24 protein-coding genes are annotated in these 23,230 nt (G+C 60.3%); 15 read left to right on the top strand and 9 right to left on the bottom strand.

Annotated features, from left to right (window positions below; genetic code table 11):
* Positions 1 to 23 precede the first annotated feature (23 nt).
* The 3 genes from F8A88_RS15205 (at position 24) to F8A88_RS15195 (ending at position 2,118) form a co-directional block, all read left to right on the top strand.
* The gene (locus tag F8A88_RS15205; RefSeq protein ID WP_241667498.1) at positions 24 to 518 is read left to right on the top strand and encodes a MarR family winged helix-turn-helix transcriptional regulator; all 495 of its coding nucleotides are present in this window, start codon (positions 24 to 26) and stop codon (positions 516 to 518) included.
* A 52-nt stretch (positions 519 to 570) separates the two neighbouring features.
* Positions 571 to 1,584: a class I SAM-dependent methyltransferase gene (locus tag F8A88_RS15200; protein WP_151152038.1), complete on the top strand. Its 1,014-nt coding sequence runs from the start codon at positions 571 to 573 to the stop codon at positions 1,582 to 1,584.
* A gap of 102 nt (positions 1,585 to 1,686) precedes the next feature.
* Complete coding sequence (locus tag F8A88_RS15195) at positions 1,687 to 2,118, top strand: MarR family winged helix-turn-helix transcriptional regulator (RefSeq protein ID WP_151152037.1); 432 nt, start codon at positions 1,687 to 1,689, stop codon at positions 2,116 to 2,118.
* On the opposite strand, the gene F8A88_RS15190 is transcribed toward F8A88_RS15195, so the two are convergent.
* The 3 genes from F8A88_RS15190 to F8A88_RS15180 form a co-directional block, all read right to left on the bottom strand.
* Complete coding sequence (locus F8A88_RS15190) at positions 2,111 to 3,352, bottom strand: EAL domain-containing protein (RefSeq protein ID WP_151152036.1); 1,242 nt, start codon at positions 3,350 to 3,352, stop codon at positions 2,111 to 2,113. The two genes, F8A88_RS15195 and F8A88_RS15190, sit on opposite strands and share 8 nt — an antisense overlap.
* 100 nt (positions 3,353 to 3,452) lie before the next feature.
* On the bottom strand, positions 3,453 to 3,785 hold the full coding sequence (locus tag F8A88_RS15185) for a P-II family nitrogen regulator (protein WP_151152035.1): 333 nt from the start codon (positions 3,783 to 3,785) through the stop codon (positions 3,453 to 3,455).
* A 36-nt stretch (positions 3,786 to 3,821) separates the two neighbouring features.
* Positions 3,822 to 5,186 carry an ammonium transporter gene (locus tag F8A88_RS15180; RefSeq protein ID WP_151152034.1) on the bottom strand — a complete coding sequence of 455 codons (1,365 nt, stop codon included), beginning with the start codon at positions 5,184 to 5,186 and terminating at the stop codon, positions 3,822 to 3,824.
* Positions 5,187 to 5,702: 516 nt separating this feature from the next.
* Here F8A88_RS15180 and F8A88_RS15175 point away from each other — a divergent pair.
* The 12 genes from F8A88_RS15175 to trpA all read left to right on the top strand — a co-directional run bounded on the left by F8A88_RS15175 (position 5,703) and on the right by trpA (position 17,178).
* A complete protein-coding gene (locus tag F8A88_RS15175; RefSeq protein WP_151152033.1) occupies positions 5,703 to 6,500 on the top strand; it encodes a 2-amino-3,7-dideoxy-D-threo-hept-6-ulosonate synthase in 798 nt (265 codons plus the stop codon).
* A gap of 19 nt (positions 6,501 to 6,519) precedes the next feature.
* On the top strand, positions 6,520 to 7,503 hold the full coding sequence (locus tag F8A88_RS15170; RefSeq protein WP_151152032.1) for a 3-dehydroquinate synthase II family protein: 984 nt from the start codon (positions 6,520 to 6,522) through the stop codon (positions 7,501 to 7,503).
* A gap of 3 nt (positions 7,504 to 7,506) precedes the next feature.
* Positions 7,507 to 8,607, top strand: coding sequence for a prephenate dehydratase (gene pheA, locus F8A88_RS15165; protein ID WP_151152031.1), 1,101 nt, complete (start codon positions 7,507 to 7,509; stop codon positions 8,605 to 8,607).
* A gap of 1 nt (position 8,608) precedes the next feature.
* On the top strand, positions 8,609 to 9,973 hold the full coding sequence (gene aroA, locus F8A88_RS15160; RefSeq protein ID WP_151152030.1) for a 3-phosphoshikimate 1-carboxyvinyltransferase: 1,365 nt from the start codon (positions 8,609 to 8,611) through the stop codon (positions 9,971 to 9,973).
* Between the two features lies 1 nt (position 9,974).
* The gene (locus tag F8A88_RS15155) at positions 9,975 to 10,757 is read left to right on the top strand and encodes a prephenate dehydrogenase/arogenate dehydrogenase family protein (protein ID WP_151152029.1); all 783 of its coding nucleotides are present in this window, start codon (positions 9,975 to 9,977) and stop codon (positions 10,755 to 10,757) included.
* A 78-nt stretch (positions 10,758 to 10,835) separates the two neighbouring features.
* Positions 10,836 to 12,275: an anthranilate synthase component I family protein gene (locus tag F8A88_RS15150; RefSeq protein ID WP_151152028.1), complete on the top strand. Its 1,440-nt coding sequence runs from the start codon at positions 10,836 to 10,838 to the stop codon at positions 12,273 to 12,275.
* On the top strand, positions 12,256 to 12,828 hold the full coding sequence (locus F8A88_RS15145) for an anthranilate synthase component II (RefSeq protein WP_151152027.1): 573 nt from the start codon (positions 12,256 to 12,258) through the stop codon (positions 12,826 to 12,828). The genes F8A88_RS15150 and F8A88_RS15145 overlap by 20 nt, the downstream gene beginning before the upstream one ends.
* 11 nt (positions 12,829 to 12,839) lie before the next feature.
* Positions 12,840 to 13,850, top strand: coding sequence for an anthranilate phosphoribosyltransferase (gene trpD / locus F8A88_RS15140; RefSeq protein WP_151152026.1), 1,011 nt, complete (start codon positions 12,840 to 12,842; stop codon positions 13,848 to 13,850).
* Positions 13,840 to 14,610 carry an indole-3-glycerol phosphate synthase TrpC gene (locus F8A88_RS15135; protein WP_151152025.1) on the top strand — a complete coding sequence of 257 codons (771 nt, stop codon included), beginning with the start codon at positions 13,840 to 13,842 and terminating at the stop codon, positions 14,608 to 14,610. The genes trpD and F8A88_RS15135 overlap by 11 nt, the downstream gene beginning before the upstream one ends.
* On the top strand, positions 14,607 to 15,227 hold the full coding sequence (locus F8A88_RS15130) for a phosphoribosylanthranilate isomerase (protein ID WP_151152024.1): 621 nt from the start codon (positions 14,607 to 14,609) through the stop codon (positions 15,225 to 15,227). The genes F8A88_RS15135 and F8A88_RS15130 overlap by 4 nt, the downstream gene beginning before the upstream one ends.
* 5 nt (positions 15,228 to 15,232) lie before the next feature.
* Positions 15,233 to 16,405 (top strand): tryptophan synthase subunit beta, encoded by a 1,173-nt coding sequence (gene trpB / locus F8A88_RS15125; protein WP_151152023.1) that lies wholly within the window; start codon positions 15,233 to 15,235, stop codon positions 16,403 to 16,405.
* A 2-nt stretch (positions 16,406 to 16,407) separates the two neighbouring features.
* On the top strand, positions 16,408 to 17,178 hold the full coding sequence (gene trpA, locus F8A88_RS15120; RefSeq protein ID WP_151152022.1) for a tryptophan synthase subunit alpha: 771 nt from the start codon (positions 16,408 to 16,410) through the stop codon (positions 17,176 to 17,178).
* Between the two features lie 85 nt (positions 17,179 to 17,263).
* On the opposite strand, the gene F8A88_RS15115 is transcribed toward trpA, so the two are convergent.
* The 6 genes from F8A88_RS15115 to F8A88_RS15090 form a co-directional block, all read right to left on the bottom strand.
* Positions 17,264 to 17,971: a hypothetical protein gene (locus tag F8A88_RS15115; RefSeq protein WP_151152021.1), complete on the bottom strand. Its 708-nt coding sequence runs from the start codon at positions 17,969 to 17,971 to the stop codon at positions 17,264 to 17,266.
* A gap of 142 nt (positions 17,972 to 18,113) precedes the next feature.
* Positions 18,114 to 18,485: an acidic tetraheme cytochrome c3 TmcA gene (tmcA, locus tag F8A88_RS15110; protein WP_151152020.1), complete on the bottom strand. Its 372-nt coding sequence runs from the start codon at positions 18,483 to 18,485 to the stop codon at positions 18,114 to 18,116.
* A gap of 12 nt (positions 18,486 to 18,497) precedes the next feature.
* Positions 18,498 to 19,838: an electron transfer complex ferredoxin TmcB gene (gene tmcB, locus F8A88_RS15105; protein WP_151152019.1), complete on the bottom strand. Its 1,341-nt coding sequence runs from the start codon at positions 19,836 to 19,838 to the stop codon at positions 18,498 to 18,500.
* Positions 19,839 to 19,861: 23 nt separating this feature from the next.
* Positions 19,862 to 20,524: a TmcC family electron transfer complex membrane anchor subunit gene (gene tmcC / locus F8A88_RS15100; RefSeq protein WP_151152018.1), complete on the bottom strand. Its 663-nt coding sequence runs from the start codon at positions 20,522 to 20,524 to the stop codon at positions 19,862 to 19,864.
* Between the two features lie 11 nt (positions 20,525 to 20,535).
* Complete coding sequence (gene tmcD, locus F8A88_RS15095; protein WP_151152017.1) at positions 20,536 to 21,786, bottom strand: electron transfer complex subunit TmcD; 1,251 nt, start codon at positions 21,784 to 21,786, stop codon at positions 20,536 to 20,538.
* Between the two features lie 533 nt (positions 21,787 to 22,319).
* Positions 22,320 to 23,081, bottom strand: coding sequence for a class I SAM-dependent methyltransferase (locus tag F8A88_RS15090; RefSeq protein ID WP_151152016.1), 762 nt, complete (start codon positions 23,079 to 23,081; stop codon positions 22,320 to 22,322).
* Between the last annotated feature and the right edge of the window lie 149 nt (positions 23,082 to 23,230).

The raw sequence follows: 23,230 nt of genomic DNA, 5'->3' as shown, positions 1-23,230 counted from the left end.
CGGTCCATACCGCGGCCCGGTTCATGAACAAAAACGTCGTACAGCGTATATATCACCACATGCGAACCATGGACGACATGCGTGCAGAATTCAGCCTTCTGGGCAAGCTGCTCGACAAATACACGAGAATCGAAAAACAGCCGCAGGATTTCGGCGTGGGGTTTACCATACACCCTACGGAAATACACACGGTGGCGACCCTGTGGGCGGCAGGCGAAATGAGCATTTCCGAGCTGGCCAAGGATGCAGCCGTGACCCGGGGCGCCATGTCGCAAATGATCGCCAAGCTGGAAAAAAAGGGGCTTGTCTACAAACGCACGGCACCGGACAACCAGTCCAAGACGCTGGTCGGCCCCACCGAACTGGGCAAGCAGGCTCAGGAAGGGCACGCCCGCTTTCATGCACAGCGCGACAAGGAATTCCTGCAATACATGGCCAAGCTCCCGGATGACGAATACAAAACCATACGGGAATTTCTGGTGACCATGAACAAATGGATGGACACCTACCAACGATAATTTTTTTTTACGCAAAGCGTATAGCAGCTAAACACAAAAAAGGAGCAATATCATGCCGTTCCCGCAACCAACAACATCCTTTTCCCCGGTGGAAAACATTCTTTGCGAATCGGTCAACGCACAGGCCATTCTCCACGCCGCGCGCCTGAACATCTTCGACCACCTTGAAGAACGCCCAATGGACACGGACGCCCTTGCCCAAAAGACCGGACTGGCCGCAAAGCCGCTGGAGGCCCTGCTGGACATGTTGGCCGGCCGGGGATTGCTGTCCAAAAACGACGCCACATACGCAAACACGCCCATGACCAGCGAATATCTTGTGAATACGTCGCCCCTGTATCAGGGCAAGGCCATGGAGTTGAACGAACGGTTCTACGCTCTGGTGCGGGACTCCATGCCCGAAGTGCTTTCGGGCCAAAGCATGGAGCGGGCGGAAACCGACAAGAGCTGGAGCACGCCGGAAACAATGGACGGCACCCTGCAGCATGCGCTCAACGGCCAGTTGCAGATGGCCGTGGATTTCATTGCCGAAATGCCCGAATTCCCGTCCATGCGCGCCATGGCCGACATCGGCGGCAATCACGGCCATTATTCCATGGAGTTGCTGCACCGCAACCCGAAGCTGCAGAGCACCCTGTTCGATCTGGAACACGTTCTGGAAGCGGCCGCAAAGCGCTGCAGGGCCAATGGCTACGGTGACAGGGTGACCTGCCTTCCCCTGGACATCCGCACGGACAGCCTGCCGGACAAGGCGTTCGACATGGTTTTCACCTCCCACGTGCTCTACGCCTGCACACCGGAACTCGATGCTGTTTTCAAGAATATCCACGCATCGCTCAAGCCCGGAGGCTGCGTCGTCTCCCACCACTTCACACAGGAAGGCGGCGCTTCCCGCCTGTACCGGGACACCACGGAATTCATCGCCCGGCTGGCCGGGTACGAAACCCACCACCTTTCACGCAACCGGCTGGAATCCTCACTGCGCAAGGCTGGCTTCAATGAGTTCGAGCAAACATATACCGGTTGTGACAAAAACACCCTGCTGCTGGTGGCACGCCGGGATTGATCCCTCCTGATAAAAAGGGCGGAGGGGAAATCTGCCTCCGCCCTTTCCTGTTCCACATTGACAAGAGCGGGGACCGGCCATACCGTTTGGCCCATGCAATCAATGGAATCCATGCAAGCCGCGTTTTCCGCCCTGAACCGGGCCATGCAGACCCACACCCGGGTCAGTACCATGTCCTTCGACTTCGGGGTGGGCCGACCGCTGTCCCCGGACGAAATTCACGCCATCGCCGCCGTGGACGCCGAACGCGGTTCCACGATCGCAGAAATGGCCGAAGCCCTCGGAAAAACCGGCCAGGAAACCGGTCCGCTGGCCGACCAACTCTGCAACGACGGATTGTTGGAAAAGAAAGAGGGCGGTTACCGGCTCACCGAACAGGGACTGCGCGCGCAGGAAAACCATCTGGGATTCCACATCGAGCGCGACAAGCACTTTCTGGCCTACATCGCCTCGCTGGACGAGGACGCCTTTGCCCAATTCAGCGAAACCTGCCGCCAGATGGAACAGTGGATGGATTCCTATCTCATCAGCTAGGATTGTCCGGTTCGCTCCCGTGGGAAATGTCCGCACACAGGATCAGGTCGCGCCCCATCTTCCGATGATGAAACACGTGGGAAATGGTGATGCAGCGATTGCCCGAGGCCAATGAGATGTACGGGGTCGTGGTGAATTTCTCCAGTCCGGCACGCAGGGGCAGATAGTATTCCTTGAGGGAATGGTCCGTACCCTGCTCGGCGGGTTCGTAAAGCAGCCGCTTGCTTTTCCTGAGCTTCAGGGGATTGCAGATGGTACGGGAAATCTGGATGCCCCGCATGTCCAGCACATACAGGCATTCGATGCGCGGATGCGCCTCCAGATACCGGATCAGATCATGATCCAGCCCTCCCTCTCCTGCCGCCAACTCCATGCCCAGCGTGAGCATGAGCGCATCATACTGCGACAAACGATGTTTATCCCTGTTGATGCGCTCGGTGGCCCGCTCCTTGAACAGGGCGGCAAGGCCCTCCACACGTTTCTCTATGTCCGGAAAATCCTGGGCAGGGTCACCGGGACGGGCAAAATAGTACCCCTGAAAAACATCCACGCCGTTTTCCAGCAGGCACAGGGCCTCGTCCTGCGTTTCCACGCCTTCGGCCACCACAAGCGCACCAATGCGTCCGGCCAGCTGCACAAAACTCTTGGCCACTTCCAGCTTGTGAAAATGCCGGTCAATGCCCGCCACCAGCGAGCGGTCCATCTTGAGCACGTCCGGCTTGATCATGGGAATGCGGTCCAGATTCGAATACCCCGCACCCACGTCGTCCAGCGCGATGAGAAAATTCTTGTTCCGGTAGAACTCCACGAAATCCAAAAGCACGTCCATGTCCGCGGCCTTGGACTCGATAATTTCAATGATCACGTTGCTGGGCGATATGCCCAATCGTTTGACAGCCTTGAGCAGGCACCCCGAACCGCGGGTGTGACAGGTCAGGCAGGACACGTCCATATTCAGGGAAAGCATCATGGAACGGTTGCCGCCGTGCAGGCAGGCAAAGGACTGCAGGGCCTTGTTGCGACAAGCCCGGTCCAGCTCCAGCCGTGCATGAACGTCCGGAGCCATGGCAAACAGGGTTTGCGGCGATATGGACTGACCGCTTTGCGGGTCTGTGCAGCGGGTCAGGGCCTCGTAGGCGAAGACCGCTTTGCGCTTGAGAGAGACTATGGGCTGAAAAACCGTATGCAACCTATCCTGGTGCAGCAGTTCATCGAGAGGTGTGGGAGGTTGCATGAGGCTCTCCGATCTGGTGGCTTGTCAGGAAAGCCGGGGCGGCCATGGCCGCCCCGGCCCTTGAGATCATATGTGATCGCACTTCCCTGATGAATGCGGACTAGAGGATTCCGTCCTCTCCGGTCCTGATGCGCATGGCCTTTGCCAGTTCCACGACGAAGATCACGCCGTCGCCTTCCTTGCCGGTCTTGCCTGCGCTGTTGATGGCTTCGATGCAGGGATCGAGGAAGGTGTCGTTGACCGCGATCTCGAGCCTGATCTTCTTGAGCAGGTTCACCTCGATCTCGACGCCGCGGTAGGTTTCCGTGAACCCCTTCTGGCGTCCCGAGCCGAGCACGTTGGTCACGGACAGGGAGTAGATCTCCTTGGCGTACAGTGCCTGCTTCACGTCGTTGAGCTTTTCGGGCCTGATATATGCTATTACGAGCTTCATGGCGTAGTATCCTCCTTGGATGTACGGTTGTTTTGCTTACTCGGTGGTGAAGAGCTGGAACCCGTTGTAGGACTCGGAGCCGTGCTCGGCGATGTCCAGACCCTTGAGTTCCTCTTCCTTGGAGACGCGCAGACCGAACAGGGCCTTGAGCACCGAGAACATCACGTAGCCGCCGCCGAAGCCCCAGGCCAGAAACGCACCGGCTCCGAGGAGCTGCACGCCCAGCAGGCTCGCGCCGCCGCCCATGAACAGGCCGTCGCCCACATTGAACAGACCGCAGGCGATGGTGCCCCATGCACCGCACACGCCGTGAACGGAAGAGGCGCCCACCGGGTCGTCGATCTTGAGGACCTTGTCGATGAATTCAATGGACAGAACCACCAGCACGCCGGCCACCAGACCGATGATGATGGAAGAACCGGGGGTGACCGTGGCACAGGGGGCGGTGATGCCCACCAGACCGGCCAGCGCGCCGTTCATGGTCATGGAGATGTCCGACTTGCCGTAACGCAGTCTGGAGAAGGTCATGGCGGCAACCGTACCGGCAGCGGCGGACAGGGAGGTGTTCATGGCGATAAGACCGATGGTGTTGTCCGCAGTGGTGGTGGAACCGGGGTTGAATCCGAACCAGCCGAACCAGAGGATGAACACGCCCAGACCGGCCAGCGGGATGTTGTGACCCGGAATGGCCTTGGCCTTGCCGTCCTCGGTGTACTTGCCCACGCGCGGGCCGAGCACCATGGCGCCAGCCAGGGCCAGCCAGCCGCCCAGAGAATGGACCACGCTGGAGCCTGCGAAATCACAGAATCCGAGAGCCTCCAACCAGCCTGCGCCGTCATCGCCCAACCACAGGCTGCCCCAGGCCCAGTGGCCGGAAACCGGATAGATGAAGCCGGTGACGATCAGGGACACCAGAACGTAGTTGGAAAATTTGGTGCGCTCGGCCATGCCGCCGGAAACGATGGTGGCGGCGGTGGCGGCGAATACGCTCTGGAAGAACCAGAAGGTGTAGGTCCAGGGCAGGTCGCCATCGGCAACCCCGGCCAGCGAGAAGCCGGATGTTCCGATGAACCCGCCCATGTCCGAGCCGAACATCAGCGCAAAACCGAACAGGAAAAAGATGATGGAACCCGCTGCAAAGTCCAGGAAGTTCTTCATCATGATGTTGCCCGCACTTTTTGCGCGGGTGAATCCGGCCTCAACGCAGCCAAAACCGGCCTGCATGAACATGACCAGAATGGCCGCCAGCAGGGTCCAGAGAATGTTGGCGTTGTCCTGAGTGAGAAACGCGACTTCGTCACCAGCTACGGCTGCGGCGGGAATTGCCCAAAGAGACAAGACCGCGAGTGACAGCAGCACCTTCTTGTGCCGGATACCGGCATGAGACAGTCCGAAAAGCATGTTTGTTTCCTCCTTGTGGAAATGCGTTGCTAACTGCCCCCCTTAAGGCAACCTCCGTGCCAAATAGATTAACCCCCTGTTATAACTGTATATAACTCTGTAAATTACATTTCGGGAAAGACGATTATCTGTACATTTTTGTCACAAAACACACGCTGCGAACAACGCTATTTACTAATTTGTAATTCTTGTGGCCGTCGAAAAAGCGTTTCCTTATTATTTTTACAAATAATGTAATATATAAATAAAAATTTTTTCCGCTTGACATTGTCCACGGAACTGCACTAGCTCTTTGGTCATGGACAAAACTTTCAGCAACAACCTCTTTTCCTACCTGTATTTTTGGTACTGGTTTACCGATGCCCGCGGGCACGGAAGGGATGCGTTGTAGCCGAAAGACAGGTACACCAAAATGAACTTCCAAGGGCCGCGGGCGTAAAGCCGGCGGCCCTTTTGTTTTATCCGAAGGCCAAAACCGGCGGTCCGGGTCCGAGGGGACACCCAAGGAGATTGAACATGCATATCGGAAAAGCCATCAGGTTGGAGCGTATCTTCAACCGCAACACAGGACGCACCATCGTGGTTCCCATGGACCATGGCGTGACTGTCGGACCCATCGACGGCATCGTGGACATGAAGGAGGCCGTGGGACGCGTTGTGGAAGGCGGCGCCAACGCCGTGATCGAACACAAGGGCCTTGTTCGCTGCGGCCACCGGGCCGAAGGCAAGGACATCGGCCTCATCGTTCATCTTTCCGCGTCCACCTGCCTCTCCCCCCTGCCCAACGCCAAAACCCTCGTGGGTTCCGTGGAAGACGCGGTCCGCCTCGGCGCGGACGCGGTCAGCATCCACTGCAACCTCGCGGACGAGGCCGAAGCCACCATGCTGCACGATTTCGGAAAAATCGCATCCAGCGCAGCCAACTGGGGCATGCCCCTGCTGGCCATGGTCTACGCCCGCGGTCCCAAAATCGAAAACGAATACGACCCTGAAGTGGTGGCGCATTGCGCCCGCGTGGGCACGGAACTGGGCGCAGACGTGGTCAAGGTCTGCTACACCGGCGACCCGGAAACCTTCTCCCACGTCACCGACGCCTGCTGCATTCCCGTGGTCATCGCCGGTGGACCCAAGCTTGACAGCACCCGGGATTTCCTGCGTATGGTTCACGATTCCATAGAAGCAGGAGGCGCTGGCCTTTCCGTAGGCCGCAACGTGTTCCAGCACAAGGACCCCACCCGGCTGGTGGAAGCGCTGAACATGGTCGTGCATCAGGATGTGGAAGTGGACGAAGCCCTCGCCCATGTCGGCGAATAAAACAAGGACCGTATCAGACATGAAACGCATCATCTTCAAGGCTGTTCCCTACGACAAGAATCTGGTCACGCTGGCACTGGAATCCGGCGTGGACGCGGTCATGGTGGAGTCCGAACACGTCAAGGGCGTTCAGGACCTCGGGCGTGTGGAGGTCATCACGCCCAAGCAGATGCCTGCCCAGCCCGTGAACGAGAAAAAGGATGAGGAAACAGCCGTACAACGCATCCAAAAGGGCGAAAACATCGTGCTGCAACAGGGCTGGGAAATCATTCCCGTGGAAAACATCCTTGCCCAGGTGGATTCGCTGGCCGTGGAAGCCGAATCACTGGACACGGCCATACTGGCAGCAGGCGTGCTGGAACGCGGGGCCGACACCATCGTGGTCCTGCCCGAAGCCGCCGCCGACCTGAAACGGATCGTCAAGGAACTCAAACTTTCGCAGGGGACCATGGAACTCGAAACCGCTGTCGTCACGGAAGTCGCCCCGGCCGGTCTCGGCCACCGCGTGTGCGTGGACACCACGAGCATGCTGAACAAGGGGCAGGGAATGCTGGTGGGCAATTCCTCGGCCTTCACCTTCCTTGTGCATGCGGAAACCGAATCCAACCCCTATGTGGCCGCCCGCCCGTTCCGCATCAACGCGGGAGCCGTGCACGCCTACTGCGCCATGCCCGGCGACAAGACCAGCTACCTCGAGGAGCTCTCCTCGGGCACTGAAGTACTCATCGTGGGTCACGACGGAGCCTCCTCGCTGGCCACGGTGGGCCGCTGCAAGGTGGAAGTCCGGCCCATGCTGCTCATCAAGGCCGAGATCAAGACCAAGGACGGCGTGCGCGAAGGACAGGTCTTCCTGCAAAACGCCGAGACCATCCGCGTGGTCACGCCCGAAGGCGAACCCGTGAGCGTGGTCAAGGTCAAGCCCGGTGACAAGCTGCTGGTCCGCACCGATCAGGCCGGACGCCATTTCGGCATGCGCATCACCGAGGAAATCAAGGAAGGCTAGGCCATGTCGGACACGACCGGAAAACCGCTCGAAAGCATGCGGGCACGCATCGACAGGCTGGACAAAGAGCTTGTGGACCTGCTCAACGCCCGCGCACAGGTCAGCCTCGAGGTGGGCCGCCACAAGGCCGAAAACAACGCGCCCATCTACATGCCCTTTCGCGAACGCGAGGTCATGAACAAGATAGCCCACGGCAACCCCGGCCCCCTGCCGGAAAAGCACCTGCGCGCCATCTACAAGGAGATCATGTCCTCCTCGCGCAGGCTGCAACGCCCGGAACGCACGGTCTACCTCGGGCCCGAGGGCACGTTCTCCTATTTTGCGGCCCTGGCCCACATGGGCCATTCCCAATACCTGACCCCCAAGGCCAATTTCGAGGAAATTTTCCGGGCCGTGGCCGACGAGGGCGCGGAACTGGGCGTGATCCCGCTGGAAAATTCCCTTGAAGGCACCGTGGGACAGGTGGCGGACCTGTTCATGAAATACCCGGTCTACATTCAGGGCGAAATCTACAACCGCATCAGCCATTGCCTCATGAGCAAATCAGGCGACATGGCCTCGGTAAAAAGCGTGCTTTCGCATCCGCAGCCGCTTGAGCAATGCCGCGAATGGCTGGATGCCAACCTGCCGGGCATCCCGCGCAGGACCACGGATTCCACCGCGGCCGCAGCCGAAACCGCGAGTGATGACGACACCGTGGCCATCGTGGGCAATGAGCGGCTGGCGGAAATGTACGGGCTGAACCTGCTGGGCCAGCGCATCGAGGACCACCCGGACAACTGGACGCGCTTTCTGGTCATCGCGCCCTCGCCCTGCCGCGAGGACGAACGCGACAAGACCTCGCTTTTGTTCACCATACCGGACAGCCCGGGCGCACTGGCCAGAATCCTGAACACGCTGGCCGGAAGCGGCATCAACATGACCAAGCTGGAATCGCGCCCGGTACGCGGCGAAAAATGGAAATACGTCTTTTTCACGGACCTCGAGTGCGACCTCACTAAGGCGGAATACGAATCAATGTTGAACACGCTGCGCGAGCAGTGCCACACCCTGCGCGTTCTGGGAACCTACCCCTCGGCACGCACGGACGGCGGAGAACAATAGCATGACACCCAGCAATCCCAACGGCATCATCACGGTTCAGGCGCCCGCTTCCAAGTCCCTTTCCCACCGGACCCTCATCGCGGGTTCGCTGGCAAACGGCCAGTCCATCATCACCGGGCTTCTGGATTCGGACGACATCAAGCGCACCATGGACTGCCTGAGCGCATGCGGTGCGAGCTTCTCGGATACCGAAGGCGGAGCCGTGCGCGTGCAGGGCATGGAAGACGGCCCACGCGGCGGCAACCACGACGGACGCAACCGCGCCGACGAGCCGCACGAACTCTTCGTGCACGAATCCGGCACCACCTGCCGACTCATGACCGCGGTGGCAGCGGCTGGCAAGGGAACATTCCGCGTGCACGGCGCCCCGCGCATGCACGAACGCCCCATGAAGGAATTGGTGGAAGCACTTTCGCGCCTCGGCGTGCGCTTCACTTTCGAGGAACAAGAGGGCCACCTGCCTTTTGTCATGGAAACCAAGGGCTACCGCAAAAAGACCGTGGACATCACACTCGAGGAATCGAGCCAGTACCTTTCCGGTCTGCTGCTGGGCGCGCCGCTTTCCGAAAAACCCGTGCTGATAACGGTTTCCGGCAAAAAGGCCGTGAGTTGGCCCTATGTGGCGCTCACGCTCCAGATCATGGAAGACTTCAAGGCCGCATTTGCCGTGGAAATCCTCAAGGACGGACGCTGGACCGAAGTGCCGTGGCGCTCCATCCGGCAGGTGGAACCCGGCGCCCTGCGCTTTCATGTGGAAGCGTCCGGTTTTGAGGCCGCCAACTACCGCGTGGAAGGCGACTGGAGCAACTCTTCCTACTTCCTTGCGGCCGGAGCCATCGGCAAGCATCCGGTCAAGGTGCTGGGCATCGGCCCGGATTCGCATCAGGGCGACCATGCCATCATCGACATTCTGGCCCAGATGGGGGCTGGCCTGAACGTGACCCCGGACAAGGGCATCACCATCTACCCGCGCAAGCTCAGGGGCATCAACGTGGACATGAGCAAATGCCCGGACCTCGTGCCCACGGTAGCCGTGGTGGCGGCCCATGCGGTCAGCCCCACCACAATCCACAATGTGGCGCACCTGCGCATCAAGGAATGCGACCGGCTGCAGGCCTGCGCAGAGCAGATAGCCAAGACCGGCTGCAAGGTGGAGCAGTTCGATGACGGCATGACCATCACGCCCGCGCCGCTGGCATCCGGCACGGCCATCGACTTTGAAACATACGGGGACCACCGCATCGCCATGAGCATGTCCCTGTTCGAACTTTCGGGCATCAGCCCCAACCTCGACAACCCCGCCTGCGTGGGCAAATCCTTTCCCCAATTCTTTGAAGAATGGGAAAAGGTAGTGGAAGGTCAGTAGCATGGAACCCCAATTCCGGCACATGTCCATAGTGGGCGCACAAGGCCAGATGGGCAGCCTGTTCTCGAAACGCTTTCGGGAACTGGGCTGCTTCGTGGCCGAGCTGGACCAGCCGCTTGAGCAGGAGGCCATCGAACGGGCCCTGAGCAAAAGCGACCTCGTGCTGCTCTGCGTTCCGGTCACGGCCATGGCCGATGTGCTGGACAAAATCATGCCCCACATGGACGAACAGGCCGTGCTCGCGGACGTTGGCTCGGTCAAGGAATTGCCCCTGCGCGCCATGCTCAAGGCGCACGCCGGTCCGGTGGTGGGAACCCACCCCCTGTTCGGCCCGGTCATTCCCGAAGGCTTCGCACCCCGGGTGGCCGTTGTTCCGGGCAGGGAGAAACACGCACGACAAGCCGACCAGGTGGCCACCCTGTTCCATGAGGCCGGATTCGATCCGTTCATGACCACGGCCGCGGAACACGACAAGGCCATGGCCTTCATACAGGGGCTCAACTTCACCACCACGGCTGCCTACCTCGCCGCCGCAGGACGGTGCCCGGGCATCGAAAACTACGTGACGCCCTCGTTCAACCGCAGGCTGGACGCCGCCCGCAAGATGTTCACCAAGGACAGCGAACTCTTCGGCACCATTGCGGACGCCAACCCCTACCTGCAGGAAACCGCACGCCAGTTCATGACCCTGTTCAGCCTTGCCGCCGGCGGCGAGCTGGATCTTCTGGCATCTCTGGCACAGTGGTGGTGGCGCAACGAAAACCCACGGGAGGATTGCGTCTGAGCCACGGCAGAAACCAATGAAAGCCAGGCCGCACTCCTCCGGGAGGCGGCCTTTTTTTTACAACAAAACGGAGGAACAATGGACCCCATTCATCTGAAACAATACGGGAAATGGCTCCCGGCAGACGTGCAGACACCCATCAGCCTGTACCTCGGGCTCGTGGGCGACCGCCCCGGCATCCTGCTGGAATCCGCGGAAGTGGACGGACGGCTCGGCCGCTACAGCCTCATTGCCTGGGATTTCCGCCTGACCCTGCACCCGGTGGACGGCAAGCTGGCCGTGGATGTTTGCGACGAGCGGCTGGAACCGCTCAAGGCGCTGGACGGCATGGGCTATCTGGAAGGGTTGCGCCGCGCTTCCCGGCTCATCAACGTGGAGCAGGAGGCCGACCACGGGCGCGACGGCCTGCCCGGACTCACGCGCGGGCTGTACGGCTATTTCGGCTACGGCACGGGCGGCATGTTCGAGCCCAAGTTGGCCCAGGCTCTGCCGCCGGAACAGGCCGAAGCCTGCATGGCCCTGCCCGGACAGATCGTGCTTTTCGACCACCTGCGCCACTCCTGCTGCTACCTGAGCCTTGACAAGGAAGCCACCCCCCGCCCGGCCGCCACGGAATGGGGCATGGATCTTGCCGCGCCCGAGGCAGGACAGCCCAGCGTGGACCCCGGCAAGGAGGAATACATGCGCGGCGTGGAAAAGGCCAAGGAGCTCATTGCCGAGGGCGAATGCATCCAGGTGGTGCTGTCCACCCGCTTCTCGGTGCCGGTTCCCGACGATCCGTTCCGCATCTACCGCAGGCTCCGGCAGGCCAACCCCTCGCCGTTCATGTTCTTCATGCGCTTTCCCAAGTCCGTGCAGTCCGGCACCGTGCTGCTCGGTTCCTCGCCGGAGATGATGGTGCGCTGCGACAAGGGCGCGCTGGAAGTGCGGCCCATCGCAGGGACCCGCCCGCGTGGCCACAATGAAAAGGAAGACCTCGAACTGGAAAAGGAACTGCTGGCCGATCCCAAGGAACGGGCCGAGCACGTCATGCTGGTGGACCTCGGGCGCAACGACCTTGGCCGCATTTCCAAACCCGGCACCGTGGAAGTGCGCAAATTCATGAACGTGGAACGTTTCTCCCACGTCATGCACCTGACCTCCTATGTGGAAGGCGAACTCAAGGACGACATGGACGCCATCGACGTGTTGCAGTCCACGTTCCCGGCCGGCACGCTCTCGGGCGCTCCCAAGGTGCGGGCCATGGAGATCATCGCGGAGCTGGAACAGCGCGACCGCGGACCCTACGGCGGCTGCATCGGCTGGATGGGGCTGGGCAAGGACGCGGTCAGTCTGGACACGGGCATCACCATCCGCAGCATGTGGATCCGCAACGGCCAGTGCAACTGGCAGGCCGGGGCCGGGATCGTCTATGACTCGGACCCGGAAAAGGAATGGCAGGAATGCAACAACAAGGCCCGGGTGCTGCTCGAGGTCATAACCGGCAAGGGAGCAGGCGATGTTTTTACTCATAGATAATTACGACTCGTTCACCTTCAATCTGGTGCAGGCGTTCCAGCAGTTGGGCGCGGACCCGGTGGTGGTGCGCAACGACAAGTCCGAGCTGCTGGAACTGGCGGGCAACGGCAAACTGGAGCGGGTGTGCATCTCCCCCGGCCCCAGCACCCCGCACAATGCGGGCTACTGTCTTGAATTCCTGTCCCTGTTGCCGCCGGTGGTTCCGGTCATGGGCGTGTGCCTCGGCCACCAGTGCCTTGGCGCGTTTGCCGGAGCCACCGTGAACCGCAACCACCGCATCATGCACGGCAAGACCTCCAAGATATTCCACAACGGCGAAGGCCTGTTCAAGGACATTGCCGACGGCATGGAGGTCTGCCGCTACCACTCGCTGACCGTGCGCGCCGAAGAAGCCGCGGACAAGCTGGAAATCACGGCCACGGCAGACCGCGACGAGGTCATGGGCCTGCGCTACAAGGACCGGCCGTGGCACGGCGTGCAGTTCCACCCGGAATCGATCCTCACGCCCAAGGGACCGCAACTGCTCGACAACTTCCTGAAAATGTCCGCATAAAGGAGAAGGATATGACCATTACGGAAATACTGGAACAGCTGGCAAAGGGCGAAGCCCTTTCGGACCGGCAGGCCGACATGGCCTTCGGCATGCTCATGGACGGCGAACTGGACTCGGCAGCGGCCGGAGCCTTTCTCATGGGCTTGCGCGCCAAGGGCGAGGACTCCACGGATCTGGCCTCGGGCGTGCGCGCGGGCCTGAACCATGCGCGGACCATTCCCGGGTACACGGACGGCAGCGCGGGCGTGCCGGTCATCGACACCTGCGGCACGGGCGGCGACGGCTCCCTGAGCTTCAACTGCTCCACGGCCGTGGCCCTGTTCCTTGCGGACATGGGCCACAAGGTGGCCAAGCACGGCAACCGCTCGGTATCCTCGTCCTGCGGCAGCGCGGACGTGCTCGAGGAGCTGGGCGTACCCCTGATGCAGGCCCCCGAGGACGCGGCCAAGTCGCTGAATGAAAACAACTTCGCCTTCCTGTTCGCGCCCAACTACCACCCGGCCTTCAAATACGTCATGCCCGTACGGCAGGCGCTGGGCATCCGCACCCTGTTCAACCTCATGGGCCCCCTGCTCAACCCGGCGCGTCCCAGCCACCAGCTGCTGGGCGTGGGTGATCCCTCCAAGCTCCAGATCATGGGCGAAACCCTGCTGCTCACCGGCGTGGACCGTGCCATGGTCATTGCCGGGGCGGGCGGATTCGACGAAGTGACCACCTTCGGCCCGGCGCGCGGCTACCTGCTGCACGACGGCATCATGGAAAAAACCACGGTCAACCCGGACCGGCTCGGATTCCCGGCCTACTCGCCGGACGACGTGCGCGTGCGGGACAAGGATCACGCCGTGGCGGTTATGCGCGACATCCTCGACGGCACGGGCCCGCAGGCCATGATGGACATGGTGGCCGTGAACCTGGCGGTCTGCCTGCACCTGCTGGAACAGGAACCGTTGCGCGAATGCGCAGACAAAGCCCGGGACGCTGTCAGTCAGGGACTGACAAAGGGGTTGCCCCATGCTGGATAAGTTCCGCATCGCCAAGCAGGAGGAAATCGAAGTCCTGCGCAAGGAATTCATGGAAGGACGCATTCCCGCAATGTACGAGGGAACCAGACCGGGCTTTGCCGAGGCCATCCGGGCCAAGGGACCGGGCGCGGTCATCGCGGAGTTCAAGCCCGCCTCGCCCTCCAAAGGGGTGCTGCGTGAACACGCCAACCCGCTGGACTTTGTGGAGGCATACGCGAACAACGGCGCGGCAGCCATGAGCGTGCTCACGGAGCCGCAGTACTTCAAGGGCCACCCCGACTACCTGTTCATGTGCGCGGACCGGGGCCTGCCGCTTTTGCGCAAGGACTTCATCGTGGACCCGCTGCAGGTGGCCATGACCGCGTCCAGTCCGGCATCGGCCGTGCTGCTCATCGCGCGCATGTTCGGCTCCAGCCACGAGTTGCGTGAAATGGTGCAGTTGGCCGAGGCCGCAGGACTGGAACCCGTGACCGAAGTGTTTGACGAGGCCGACCTTGATTCCGCGCGGGAAGCCGGGGCCAGCATCATTCAGGTCAACAACCGCGACCTGAACACCCTGACCACCACGCTGGACATTTCGCGCAGGCTCATGGACAAACAGGATGGAGAGCTGTGGATCAGCGCCAGCGGCGTGGACAGCCGCGAGCAGATCGAGGAAATGGCCGGGCTGGGCTTTGACGCCGTGCTCATCGGCACCAGCCTGATGCTGGCCGACGATCCGGGCGCCATGCTGGCCCGACTCACCGGAGTGGACGCATGACCAAGGTCAAGATATGCGGACTTACCCGCGAGCAGGACGTGCGCCTGTGCTGCGAATCCGGCGTGGACTTCATGGGCTTCATCTTCCATGAACCCAGCCCGCGCAACGTGGACCCGAAATTCGCGGCCCGCGCGCACTGCCCCACCGCCGCCAAGGTAGGCGTATTCGTGCGCCAGACTCCCGCACAAATCCGGGAGATCATGGACCGCTGCAACCTCGACTATGCCCAGCTGCACGGAGACCAGACTCCCGACGACTGCCGCGAGGTGGGTTCGGGCCGGGTCATCAAGGCTCTCTGGCCCGAGCGGTGCGGCTCGCCCCAGGCCCTGCAACAGGAAATCGACCGCTTTGCCGGAGCCTGCGCCTACCTGCTCTTTGATGCGGGCAGCAGTGGCGGCGGACACGGCAAAACCATTGATTTTAGCTATCTTCAAGACATTGAAATAAAACAAAATTGGTTTCTTGCAGGCGGATTGAAGCCGGACAACGTCGAGCTGGCCCTGCAACAGAACCCCACGGTACTGGACATCAATTCCGGCGTGGAATCCGCTCCGGGAATCAAGGACGCAACCAAACTGCGTGCGGCGCTCACGCGCATCGCAGATCACAAAGGATAACGATCATGAAAAAAGGTTATTTCGGCGATTACGGCGGACAGTTCGTGCCCGAGCTGCTCATGCCGCCGCTGCTGGAACTGGAACAGGCCATGGACACCATCATGGTTTCAAAGGAATTTCAGGACGAATTCGCGGCCCTGCTCAAGGAGTGCGTGGGGCGGCCTTCGGCCCTGACCTTCTGCCCCAACCTCTCGCACGATATCGGCGTGAACCTGTGGCTCAAACGCGAAGACCTGAACCACACGGGGGCGCACAAGATCAACAATACGCTGGGGCAGGCCCTGCTGGCCAAAAAGATGGGCAAAAAAATGCTGCTCACGGAAACCGGGGCGGGCATGAACGGCGTGGCCACGGCAACGGCTGCGGCCATGATGGACATGGGCTGCAAGGTCTACATGGGCGCGGTGGACGTTGAACGCCAATCCCTGAACGTGCGGCGCATGGAACTGCTGGGCGCGGAGGTCGTGGCCGTGGAATCCGGCACCCGCACGCTCAAGGACGCCATCAACGAAGCCCTGCGTTGCTGGATTTCCACGCAGGAGACAACACACTACTGCTTTGGCACGGCTGCCGGGCCGCACCCGTTCCCCCTGCTGGTGCGCGAACTTCAAGCCGTGGTGGGCCGCGAGGCGCGCATGCAGTACGTGGAGCGCAACGGCGCGCTGCCCGATGTGGTCTGCGCCTGCGTGGGCGGCGGGTCCAACGCCATCGGCGCGTTCCATGCCTTTGTGCCGGACGAATCGGTGCAGCTGGTGGGCGTGGAAGCCGCCGGCACCGGTGAGCCGGGCTGCTTCAACTCCGCGCCCCTGAACCTGGGCACGGACGGGGTGCTGCACGGCACCAAAAGCAAGCTGCTCCAGACCGACGACGGCCAGATCATGCCATCCCATTCCGTGGCCGCGGGGCTGGATTATCCGGGCGTGGGCCCGGAACACGCCGCATTGCAGGCCGCCGGTCGCGCGATCTACGGCAGCGTCAACGATGAGCAGGCCCTGAACGCATTCAAGACCCTGTCCCGCCGCGAGGGCATCATCCCGGCACTGGAAAGTTCCCATGCCGTGGCATGGGTTCTGGAAAACGCGGACAAACTGCAAGGCAAGAACGTGCTGGTCAACCTGTCCGGCCGCGGCGACAAGGACATGGACATTGTCGAGCACGTGCTCGATCAGGGAGAATAATCATGAGTGTTTCACCGCTGAATACCAAGATTCGCGAGGCCAACGCCAAGGGCAAGGTCGCCCTTGTGCCCTATCTTCCCGCTGGCTACCCCACCCGCGAAAGGTTCTGGGAAGAGCTGGACAAACTGGACGCGGCCGGGGCTTCGGTCATTGAAATCGGCATGCCCTTTTCCGACCCCGTGGCCGACGGCCCGGTGGTGGAGGCGGCCTGCCTCAAGGTGCTGGAAGACGGCATCACCCTGCAATGGATTCTGGACGGACTCAGGGAACGCAAGGGCCGTTACAACGCCGCGCTGCTGCTCATGGGCTATTTGAATCCGGTTTTACAATACGGGCCGGAACGCTTTGCGCGGGCCTGCGCCGAGGGCGGGGTCTCCGGGCTGATCATCGCGGACATGCCCATTGACGAGGCCGGGTTCCTGACCGACGCGCTCAAACCCCACAACGTGGAACTGATCCCGCTGGTGGGCCTGAATACCTCGCGCGAACGCCTGGAAATGTACGCCAAGGACGCGGGCGGTTTCGTATACATGGTCTCGGTGCTGGGCACCACGGGCCAACGCGACTCCCTGCCCGCGCGGGTCAAGGAAAAGCTGGCCGAGGTGCGCGAAGTCTTCGACATTCCCGTGGCGCTGGGCTTCGGGCTCAAGCACCCGGATCAGGTCGCACCTTTTGCCGGGCTCATGGACGCGGCCGTAATCGGCTCCGCGCTCATCAGCCACATCGAGGCCGGGGGCGACGCGGCCTCCTACATGGACATCTGGACCTCCTGACAATAAAAAAGCGGAGGCGGTCAAAAACCGCCTCCGCTCTCATGGCTCAGGCAATTCAAAAAAATATCATATCACAACAATCAACTTACCCGTTTCGTCGGGACACACCCTGCTCAGCACCCCTGAAAACGGTATCCATTTCCGCAAATATCTGATTGACGCGCTTCTCGTCGTCCGGGGTCAGGTTCCACTTATCAAGCTTGTCCATGAGCTGACCGAGCTCGGTTTCCAGATCATTGATTCGTTGTTCATCCTCGGGCTGAAGCGGCGGCGCTTCCTGTTCCCCGAACAGATCGCCCAGCTCCTGCATGATGGCGTCCGCGCGCTCGCGCTGTTCTGCGGTCATGGGCTTGTCGCCCGCATACAGCGACTCAAGCTCCGCTTCAAGGGAATACACCTGTTTGAGGTCCTGAAGGCGGTTTCCGTCGGCAGGGTCTTCGCCGTTTATCTCGCACATGCGGGCATGAATTTCCTCCACGCGCTCCCACTGTGTTTCCGTCAGGCGGCGAAAACCGCCTGCTTCGCCCACCATGGTTTCCATCTCGCCCACCAAATCCTGCACCTCGCGGCGTTCTCCGGGCGAAAGATCTGCCATGCGTTTGCGCGCCTCTTCCTCTGCCTGCACGCGCTGCCGGGCCGCGCCCGAAAGGGACAGCCGCACCGTGGAACCGGTCTCCCGGGTTTCCGGTTTGCCGGAATCCATGCGCTGCGCCGCCTCGTTGCCGCCGTCGTCGGCGGAACGAACGCGCAAGCCATATGCCTGTATGCCGAGACCATTAATGCTCAAAGCCATTACCCACTCCTTGTCATACCGCACAGGGCGGTTCTTTCCCTTCGGTGGGTACGATGCAAAACGCGGTCCGGAAAAATATTCCCAAAAAAAGGGCCGCCGGAAATACCGGCGGCCCCTCGGGCTTTCCTCTTGGCGGAAAACGCTACTTCACGTGGCATTCACCACAGGCCACAGGGCCTTTCTTGGCCTCTTCGTGACAGGTGATGCACTGCTTGTGATACGCTTCCTTGAGGTTCATGGAGCCGTCGTCGGTCTTCACGTCGTGACAATCCACGCAGGTAACGGGGTCGCCTTCGATGAGTTCGCCGTCTTCAATGCCTTCGTGGTGGCAGGGCAGACAGCCGTCGAGTCCGGCTTTTTCATTATGCTCGTCGTGCATGAACGGCACGGCCGGGCGTTGCAGTTTTCCAAAGGACGGGTCCTTGATCTCGGTAATGTCTTCCTGGCTGAACGCAGGAAGGATGAAGACCAGAACCGCGGCCACCGCCAGCAAGATGGTGATGCATTTCTTCATGGTGTCTCCTCCCTACTCTTCCACGGCCTTGGTCTTGACCATGTTTGCGTAGATGATGTCGCCGAGGAACTTGAGATCAAGCCCCAGTTCGTAATGTTCGATGATATCTTCCAGTCCACCGTGGCAGTTGTGACACGGAGCGATAACGGTTTTCACGCCTTGCTCGGCAGCGGCCCGAAGCTGGTCCGCCTTGGCCCGGTTGCCGTCCATGCGCACGTTCTTGAACGGGGGACCGCAGTTGATGACGCCGCCGCCTGCCGCACAGCAGAAGTTGTGCTCGGCATTGGGCTGCATCTCAATGTAGGACTCGCATATCTCGCTGACCACGTAGCGCAATTCGTTCATCAGGCCGCGGCCGCGAATGACGTTGCACGGGTCATGGATGGTCACGGGACCGGGGAACTTCTCGGCCATCTTGATCTTGCCAGTCTTGAGCAGATGGGCAAAGAACTCGATGGAGTGAACGACCTCGACCGGATAATCCTTCCAGCCGAGCCAGCGGTTGCCCTGGTCGTAAACCGACCGGAAGGCATGGCCGCATTCGCCCATGACGATCTTCTTGGAGTGCAGCTTCTGGGCGCTTTCAAAGTGAATGCGCTTGAGGCGGCCCATCATTTCGAAGTCGCCGGAGTACATGGCCATGTCCGAGTTGTCCCAACCGGGCATGCTCGGCATGGTCCAGTTCACGCCGGCTTCATGCAGGATGGCTCCGGCCTGATAGATCAGGTGCGTACGGAACTTGGGCTCGGGTCCGATGACCGAGTAGTAGACGTCCGCGCCGTCCTTATCCAGCGGAATGCGCATGTCCGGGAACTCGTCGCGGGCTTCCTCTTCCTGCCAGAGCAGGGAGTCGGTCCACTCGTCGTCCTTGACCCACATCTGGTTCATGGTGGCGGAATGGCTGTGCGCGGTGTCCTGCAGATACTGCGGGGTGACGCCCAGCTTGTGGCAGATGCGGCGCACAACCGACATCATGTAACCGGTGTCGATGCCCAGCGGGCAGTAATGCACGCAACGACGGCACAGGTTGCATTCGGTGTAGGCGATCTGCGCACACTGATAGATGAAGTCCGGACCGACCTTGCCCTTCTTGTCCAGCAGGATGCTGATGGTCTGCGTAACCTTGCCCGCCGGGGAATAGCTGGGGTCGTTGTCGTGGGACACATAATAATGACATGCGCTGGCGCAAAGGCCGCACCGCACGCAGGTGTCATGATATACCTTGAGTTTGGCTCCGGTTTCGCCGGAGAAAACCTCGTTGACGGTCTTTTCGATCTTTTCCGGCGTCAGACGGTCGATGCCGGTCTGAAGGCCGATGTCGTCAACTTTCCTGTCGAATATCTTGTTATACACTGCTAGATCCTCCTTGTACTCGGCTACCAGTCATTGCAGTGACGCACGCCCTGGAACTCGGACCCGATGTAAACACGGGAGTACCAGCCGAGAATGGCGTGGCTGAGCCTGCCGAACGGAATGAACACCAGCCATGCGACGCCGGTGATCACGTGCAGGACGATCATGAACTGGTAGTTGAGAATCTGATGATACGCCAGGAAGCCGGTCAGGAACGGTGCAACGGCGATGATCAGGGTCATCCAGTCCTTCCAGGTGGTCAGAAAGGCGACTTCCTTGACGGCAATGCGACGATACGCGAAGAACGCGGCCGCCAGAATCACCAGCACGGTCATGGTGTCTGCCACGGTGTCGGGCAGGGCCACCCAGGAAACGCCGAACCACTGGTACCAGAGGTCGATGTGCGCACCCAGGAAAACGGGCACGGCCAGAAGACAGATATGGAACGCGAAGGTTGCCACGGTCATGGCCGGATTCGATTTCCAGCCCAGCGTGGCAAACGGGGTGATCCAGTGCATGATGGAGTTGAAGCCATAGGACGCCTTGACATAGGCCAAGGAAGAAACGTCCTTTTTCTTGGCTTCGCTGTACAGCGAGGCCATACGATACAGGCTTCCCAGAATGAACACGGCCCAACCGAACCATGCCAGGGGGCCGGTGACTACGTCGTAAATGCTGTTATACATTTCCTTCCCCCTTATTTGAATTCGCTGACGTCAGCGACGATGCGAATGTATTCCTTGCCGTTGCGAGCCTTGATCAGCACCTTGGAGCTGTCCGGGCTGAAGGCAGGTTCAAAGCACTGGTCGAATTCTTCGCCGAATGCCTTGCCATTGACCATGATTGTCTGCTTGGAACCCATGTCCACGCGAGCAGCGCAGTTGGCGCTGTCCGCGCTGAACACCGGACGCCAGATCATCTCGAAGCTGCCGGGCCAGAACTTGTTGTCAATCATGACCTTGTAGCGGCGGTCGTGGCCACGGGCCACGGCGGCGGCGCGCTGTCCATCCGGACTCACGGCCACATCGTAGACAACGGCGGCGCTCACGCTCCACGGAGCATCGTTCTTGACCAGGGTGAACTCGCCGTAGCTCGGGGAACACACGGCCCAGATGTCGCCCTGCGCAGTGAAGCGTTGCTTCCAGAGCTGGGTGTACTTGGGCTGCCAGATGATGTTGTTGTTTTCGGCCAGGCCCCACTTGCCGCCAATGCGGACAGGAGCGACCACGGCGCCGGAAACCGGATTGAAGGCCGGAGCCCACACGCCGTTGTACGAAGTGCCCCATTTCTTGCCGTCCACGGCAATGGAGTATTCGTACAGGGAAGTGCGCACCTCGCAGGCCACGCTCTTGGAATCCGGGCTGAAGGTCGGATTGTACACGTTCATGACCAAATCGCCGATGGCTTCGCCATCCACGGCCAGGCTGAACACGCCGTCCTGAAACTTGTATATCTCGGCCTGCCCCATGGGCTCCACCTGAACGGCGGCGGCAGTGCGCGAGCCATCAGGGCTGAGACAGAAGTTGTTGCCGTTTTCGAAAAGATTGTCCCAGAGCTTGCCGTCCACGGCCATGCCATAGCGCATGTCCTGCTGCACGGCAGTGGCCACATGACCGCCAGCGCTCTTCAGATCCCAGGCAAAACCGTATCCCTCTTCCCATGTTTCACCATCGACGTACACGAACCACTCCATGTCCTGAGACACGTAAGCAGCCAGCTTGCCGTCCTGGTCAAACCGCGGGCAAATGATTTTTTCGTAAACGGTTTCGCCGAGCTTTCCGTTGACACACATTGCGAATTCCGCGGGCGCGGTACAGGCGACACATGCCACCTTTTCGCCGTCCGGGCTCACGTGCCACTCTTCCAGCCACTCGGAACCCTGCTCACAGTCGGAGAAGGTCTCCTTCCTGCGGCCCGGCTCCCAATTCCAGCCATTGGTGTTCTGCATAATATTCCTCCCAACCAGTCTACTACATTCGTCGATCATGCCGACAACGTGCAGCGAAAAAAAGTCTGCGATGCCGTCATGACAACACCGACGCCGTAGAAAAATCGCCACAACCAAAAGCAATTCACGCTACGGAAAACCCATTCCGCACATGCGCAAATCGCTTGAAAAAATGTGAAACTCAGGGCGTGAGTTACCATGCAACTCGAATTTCCGCAATCGGTATTGTCAATCAGGTCTTACTGGGTCGATCATATAATCCATACTTTTTTGTCTCTGGATTCCGGGCGGATAAAATCTTCCGGTATCGGCTCCCGGACATCTCCGGGGACGCAAAACGCCGTCCAGACCAGACGCGGCACAGCGACAGCCACACACCGACATACTCAATCAACCCAAGGCCAACCCCGGACCGAAACACCCTGCCTCAACCGAAGTCCGACTGCCTGGCCGAATGGTGCGCCCATATGCAGCCGTCCTTTGTTTGATTACGGATGAACTCCGGCTGTTCAATATACCGAAGTTCTCCACCTCTAGATCTTTTTGGCTATATACACGCCATAACTATAATAATCCTGAAACTTGTCATAAAGCGCCATTTCGGCCTTTTCACATTCGACAATCTCCTTGGCCAAGGCACTCGTCCCATTTCGATCCAGAAACGCGTCCAACCCCTCCCGTATGGGACGATAGTAATTATCGATCCAGCAACGGGGAGGCAGGTAGAAGTAGCCTTCAGGGCTGTAGCCATGGCGTTCCAGAATTTCCATCTTCGCTGAAGCAACACTGATTTCCGGATACTCAGCATCCCAGTGAGACTGAAGTTCGAACGGGCGTTCGGCCGTCAACCACGTGATTTCCGAAATGACGAGTTTGCCTCCCGGCTTCAGAAACCGCTTCCACGCCGACACTCCGGCCTCAAAGCCCATGTTGTAAATCGCCCCCTCCGACCAGATGAGATCAAACTCTTCATCGGCAAACGGCAATGCATCCATGGAGCAATTCATGGTGGTGATCATATCCGCCGAGCTTCCCAGCTGTTTTTTTGCTCTGGCCTGAAGTTCCTCAAGGAACTCAGGCAGGAAGTCCACGGCGATAATTTCGGCATCCAATTCCTTGGCAAGTTGCAGGGTCGAAGCGCCTGTGCCGCAACCTATATCCGCAACCTTGAGTGGGCGCGAGTTGTCGACCCCGGCCAGCTTCAGAGCCTGCCTTGTCTCGTTTTCGCCCCCCGGGCCTTGCCTGAAATTTGATATATGCAGGTCAATCAGAAGCTGTAATTGCAAATCGTCCATGATCATTCTCCACCCTATCCCATTCAACTCGACGGCATGTCCCCCAAACAAACCGCTCTGGCGGGCGAGAAACGGACGGGGGCAAGGCGCAAGAAAATGGCGGGCTCGACGCGTACAACACGTACGCGAGAGGTCGCCGTTCTCGCAGC

It is taken from the genome of Pseudodesulfovibrio senegalensis (assembly GCF_008830225.1).
Taxonomy (GTDB): domain Bacteria; phylum Desulfobacterota; class Desulfovibrionia; order Desulfovibrionales; family Desulfovibrionaceae; genus Pseudodesulfovibrio; species Pseudodesulfovibrio senegalensis.
Note: the sequence above shows the minus strand (reverse complement) of the source record. Positions and strands in the feature narration are given on the sequence as shown.

Excerpts from the sequence above, each read along its gene's own strand:
- aroA (WP_151152030.1), top strand. The coding sequence starts at position 8,609 with ATGACACCCAGCAATCCCAACGGCATCATCACGGTTCAGGCGCCCGCT.
- F8A88_RS15145 (WP_151152027.1), top strand. The coding sequence starts at position 12,256 with ATGTTTTTACTCATAGATAATTACGACTCGTTCACCTTCAATCTGGTG.
- F8A88_RS15175 (WP_151152033.1), top strand. The coding sequence starts at position 5,703 with ATGCATATCGGAAAAGCCATCAGGTTGGAGCGTATCTTCAACCGCAAC.
- F8A88_RS15150 (WP_151152028.1), top strand. The coding sequence starts at position 10,836 with ATGGACCCCATTCATCTGAAACAATACGGGAAATGGCTCCCGGCAGAC.
- tmcC (WP_151152018.1), bottom strand. The coding sequence starts at position 20,524 with ATGTATAACAGCATTTACGACGTAGTCACCGGCCCCCTGGCATGGTTC.
- trpA (WP_151152022.1), top strand. The coding sequence starts at position 16,408 with ATGAGTGTTTCACCGCTGAATACCAAGATTCGCGAGGCCAACGCCAAG.
- F8A88_RS15130 (WP_151152024.1), top strand. The coding sequence starts at position 14,607 with ATGACCAAGGTCAAGATATGCGGACTTACCCGCGAGCAGGACGTGCGC.
- F8A88_RS15185 (WP_151152035.1), bottom strand. The coding sequence starts at position 3,785 with ATGAAGCTCGTAATAGCATATATCAGGCCCGAAAAGCTCAACGACGTG.
- F8A88_RS15090 (WP_151152016.1), bottom strand. The coding sequence starts at position 23,081 with ATGGACGATTTGCAATTACAGCTTCTGATTGACCTGCATATATCAAAT.
- F8A88_RS15195 (WP_151152037.1), top strand. The coding sequence starts at position 1,687 with ATGGAATCCATGCAAGCCGCGTTTTCCGCCCTGAACCGGGCCATGCAG.
- trpD (WP_151152026.1), top strand. The coding sequence starts at position 12,840 with ATGACCATTACGGAAATACTGGAACAGCTGGCAAAGGGCGAAGCCCTT.
- F8A88_RS15170 (WP_151152032.1), top strand. The coding sequence starts at position 6,520 with ATGAAACGCATCATCTTCAAGGCTGTTCCCTACGACAAGAATCTGGTC.
- F8A88_RS15115 (WP_151152021.1), bottom strand. The coding sequence starts at position 17,971 with ATGGCTTTGAGCATTAATGGTCTCGGCATACAGGCATATGGCTTGCGC.
- trpB (WP_151152023.1), top strand. The coding sequence starts at position 15,233 with ATGAAAAAAGGTTATTTCGGCGATTACGGCGGACAGTTCGTGCCCGAG.
- pheA (WP_151152031.1), top strand. The coding sequence starts at position 7,507 with ATGTCGGACACGACCGGAAAACCGCTCGAAAGCATGCGGGCACGCATC.
- F8A88_RS15180 (WP_151152034.1), bottom strand. The coding sequence starts at position 5,186 with ATGCTTTTCGGACTGTCTCATGCCGGTATCCGGCACAAGAAGGTGCTG.
- F8A88_RS15200 (WP_151152038.1), top strand. The coding sequence starts at position 571 with ATGCCGTTCCCGCAACCAACAACATCCTTTTCCCCGGTGGAAAACATT.
- tmcD (WP_151152017.1), bottom strand. The coding sequence starts at position 21,786 with ATGCAGAACACCAATGGCTGGAATTGGGAGCCGGGCCGCAGGAAGGAG.
- F8A88_RS15135 (WP_151152025.1), top strand. The coding sequence starts at position 13,840 with ATGCTGGATAAGTTCCGCATCGCCAAGCAGGAGGAAATCGAAGTCCTG.
- F8A88_RS15190 (WP_151152036.1), bottom strand. The coding sequence starts at position 3,352 with ATGCAACCTCCCACACCTCTCGATGAACTGCTGCACCAGGATAGGTTG.
- tmcA (WP_151152020.1), bottom strand. The coding sequence starts at position 18,485 with ATGAAGAAATGCATCACCATCTTGCTGGCGGTGGCCGCGGTTCTGGTC.
- F8A88_RS15155 (WP_151152029.1), top strand. The coding sequence starts at position 9,975 with ATGGAACCCCAATTCCGGCACATGTCCATAGTGGGCGCACAAGGCCAG.
- F8A88_RS15205 (WP_241667498.1), top strand. The coding sequence starts at position 24 with ATGAACAAAAACGTCGTACAGCGTATATATCACCACATGCGAACCATG.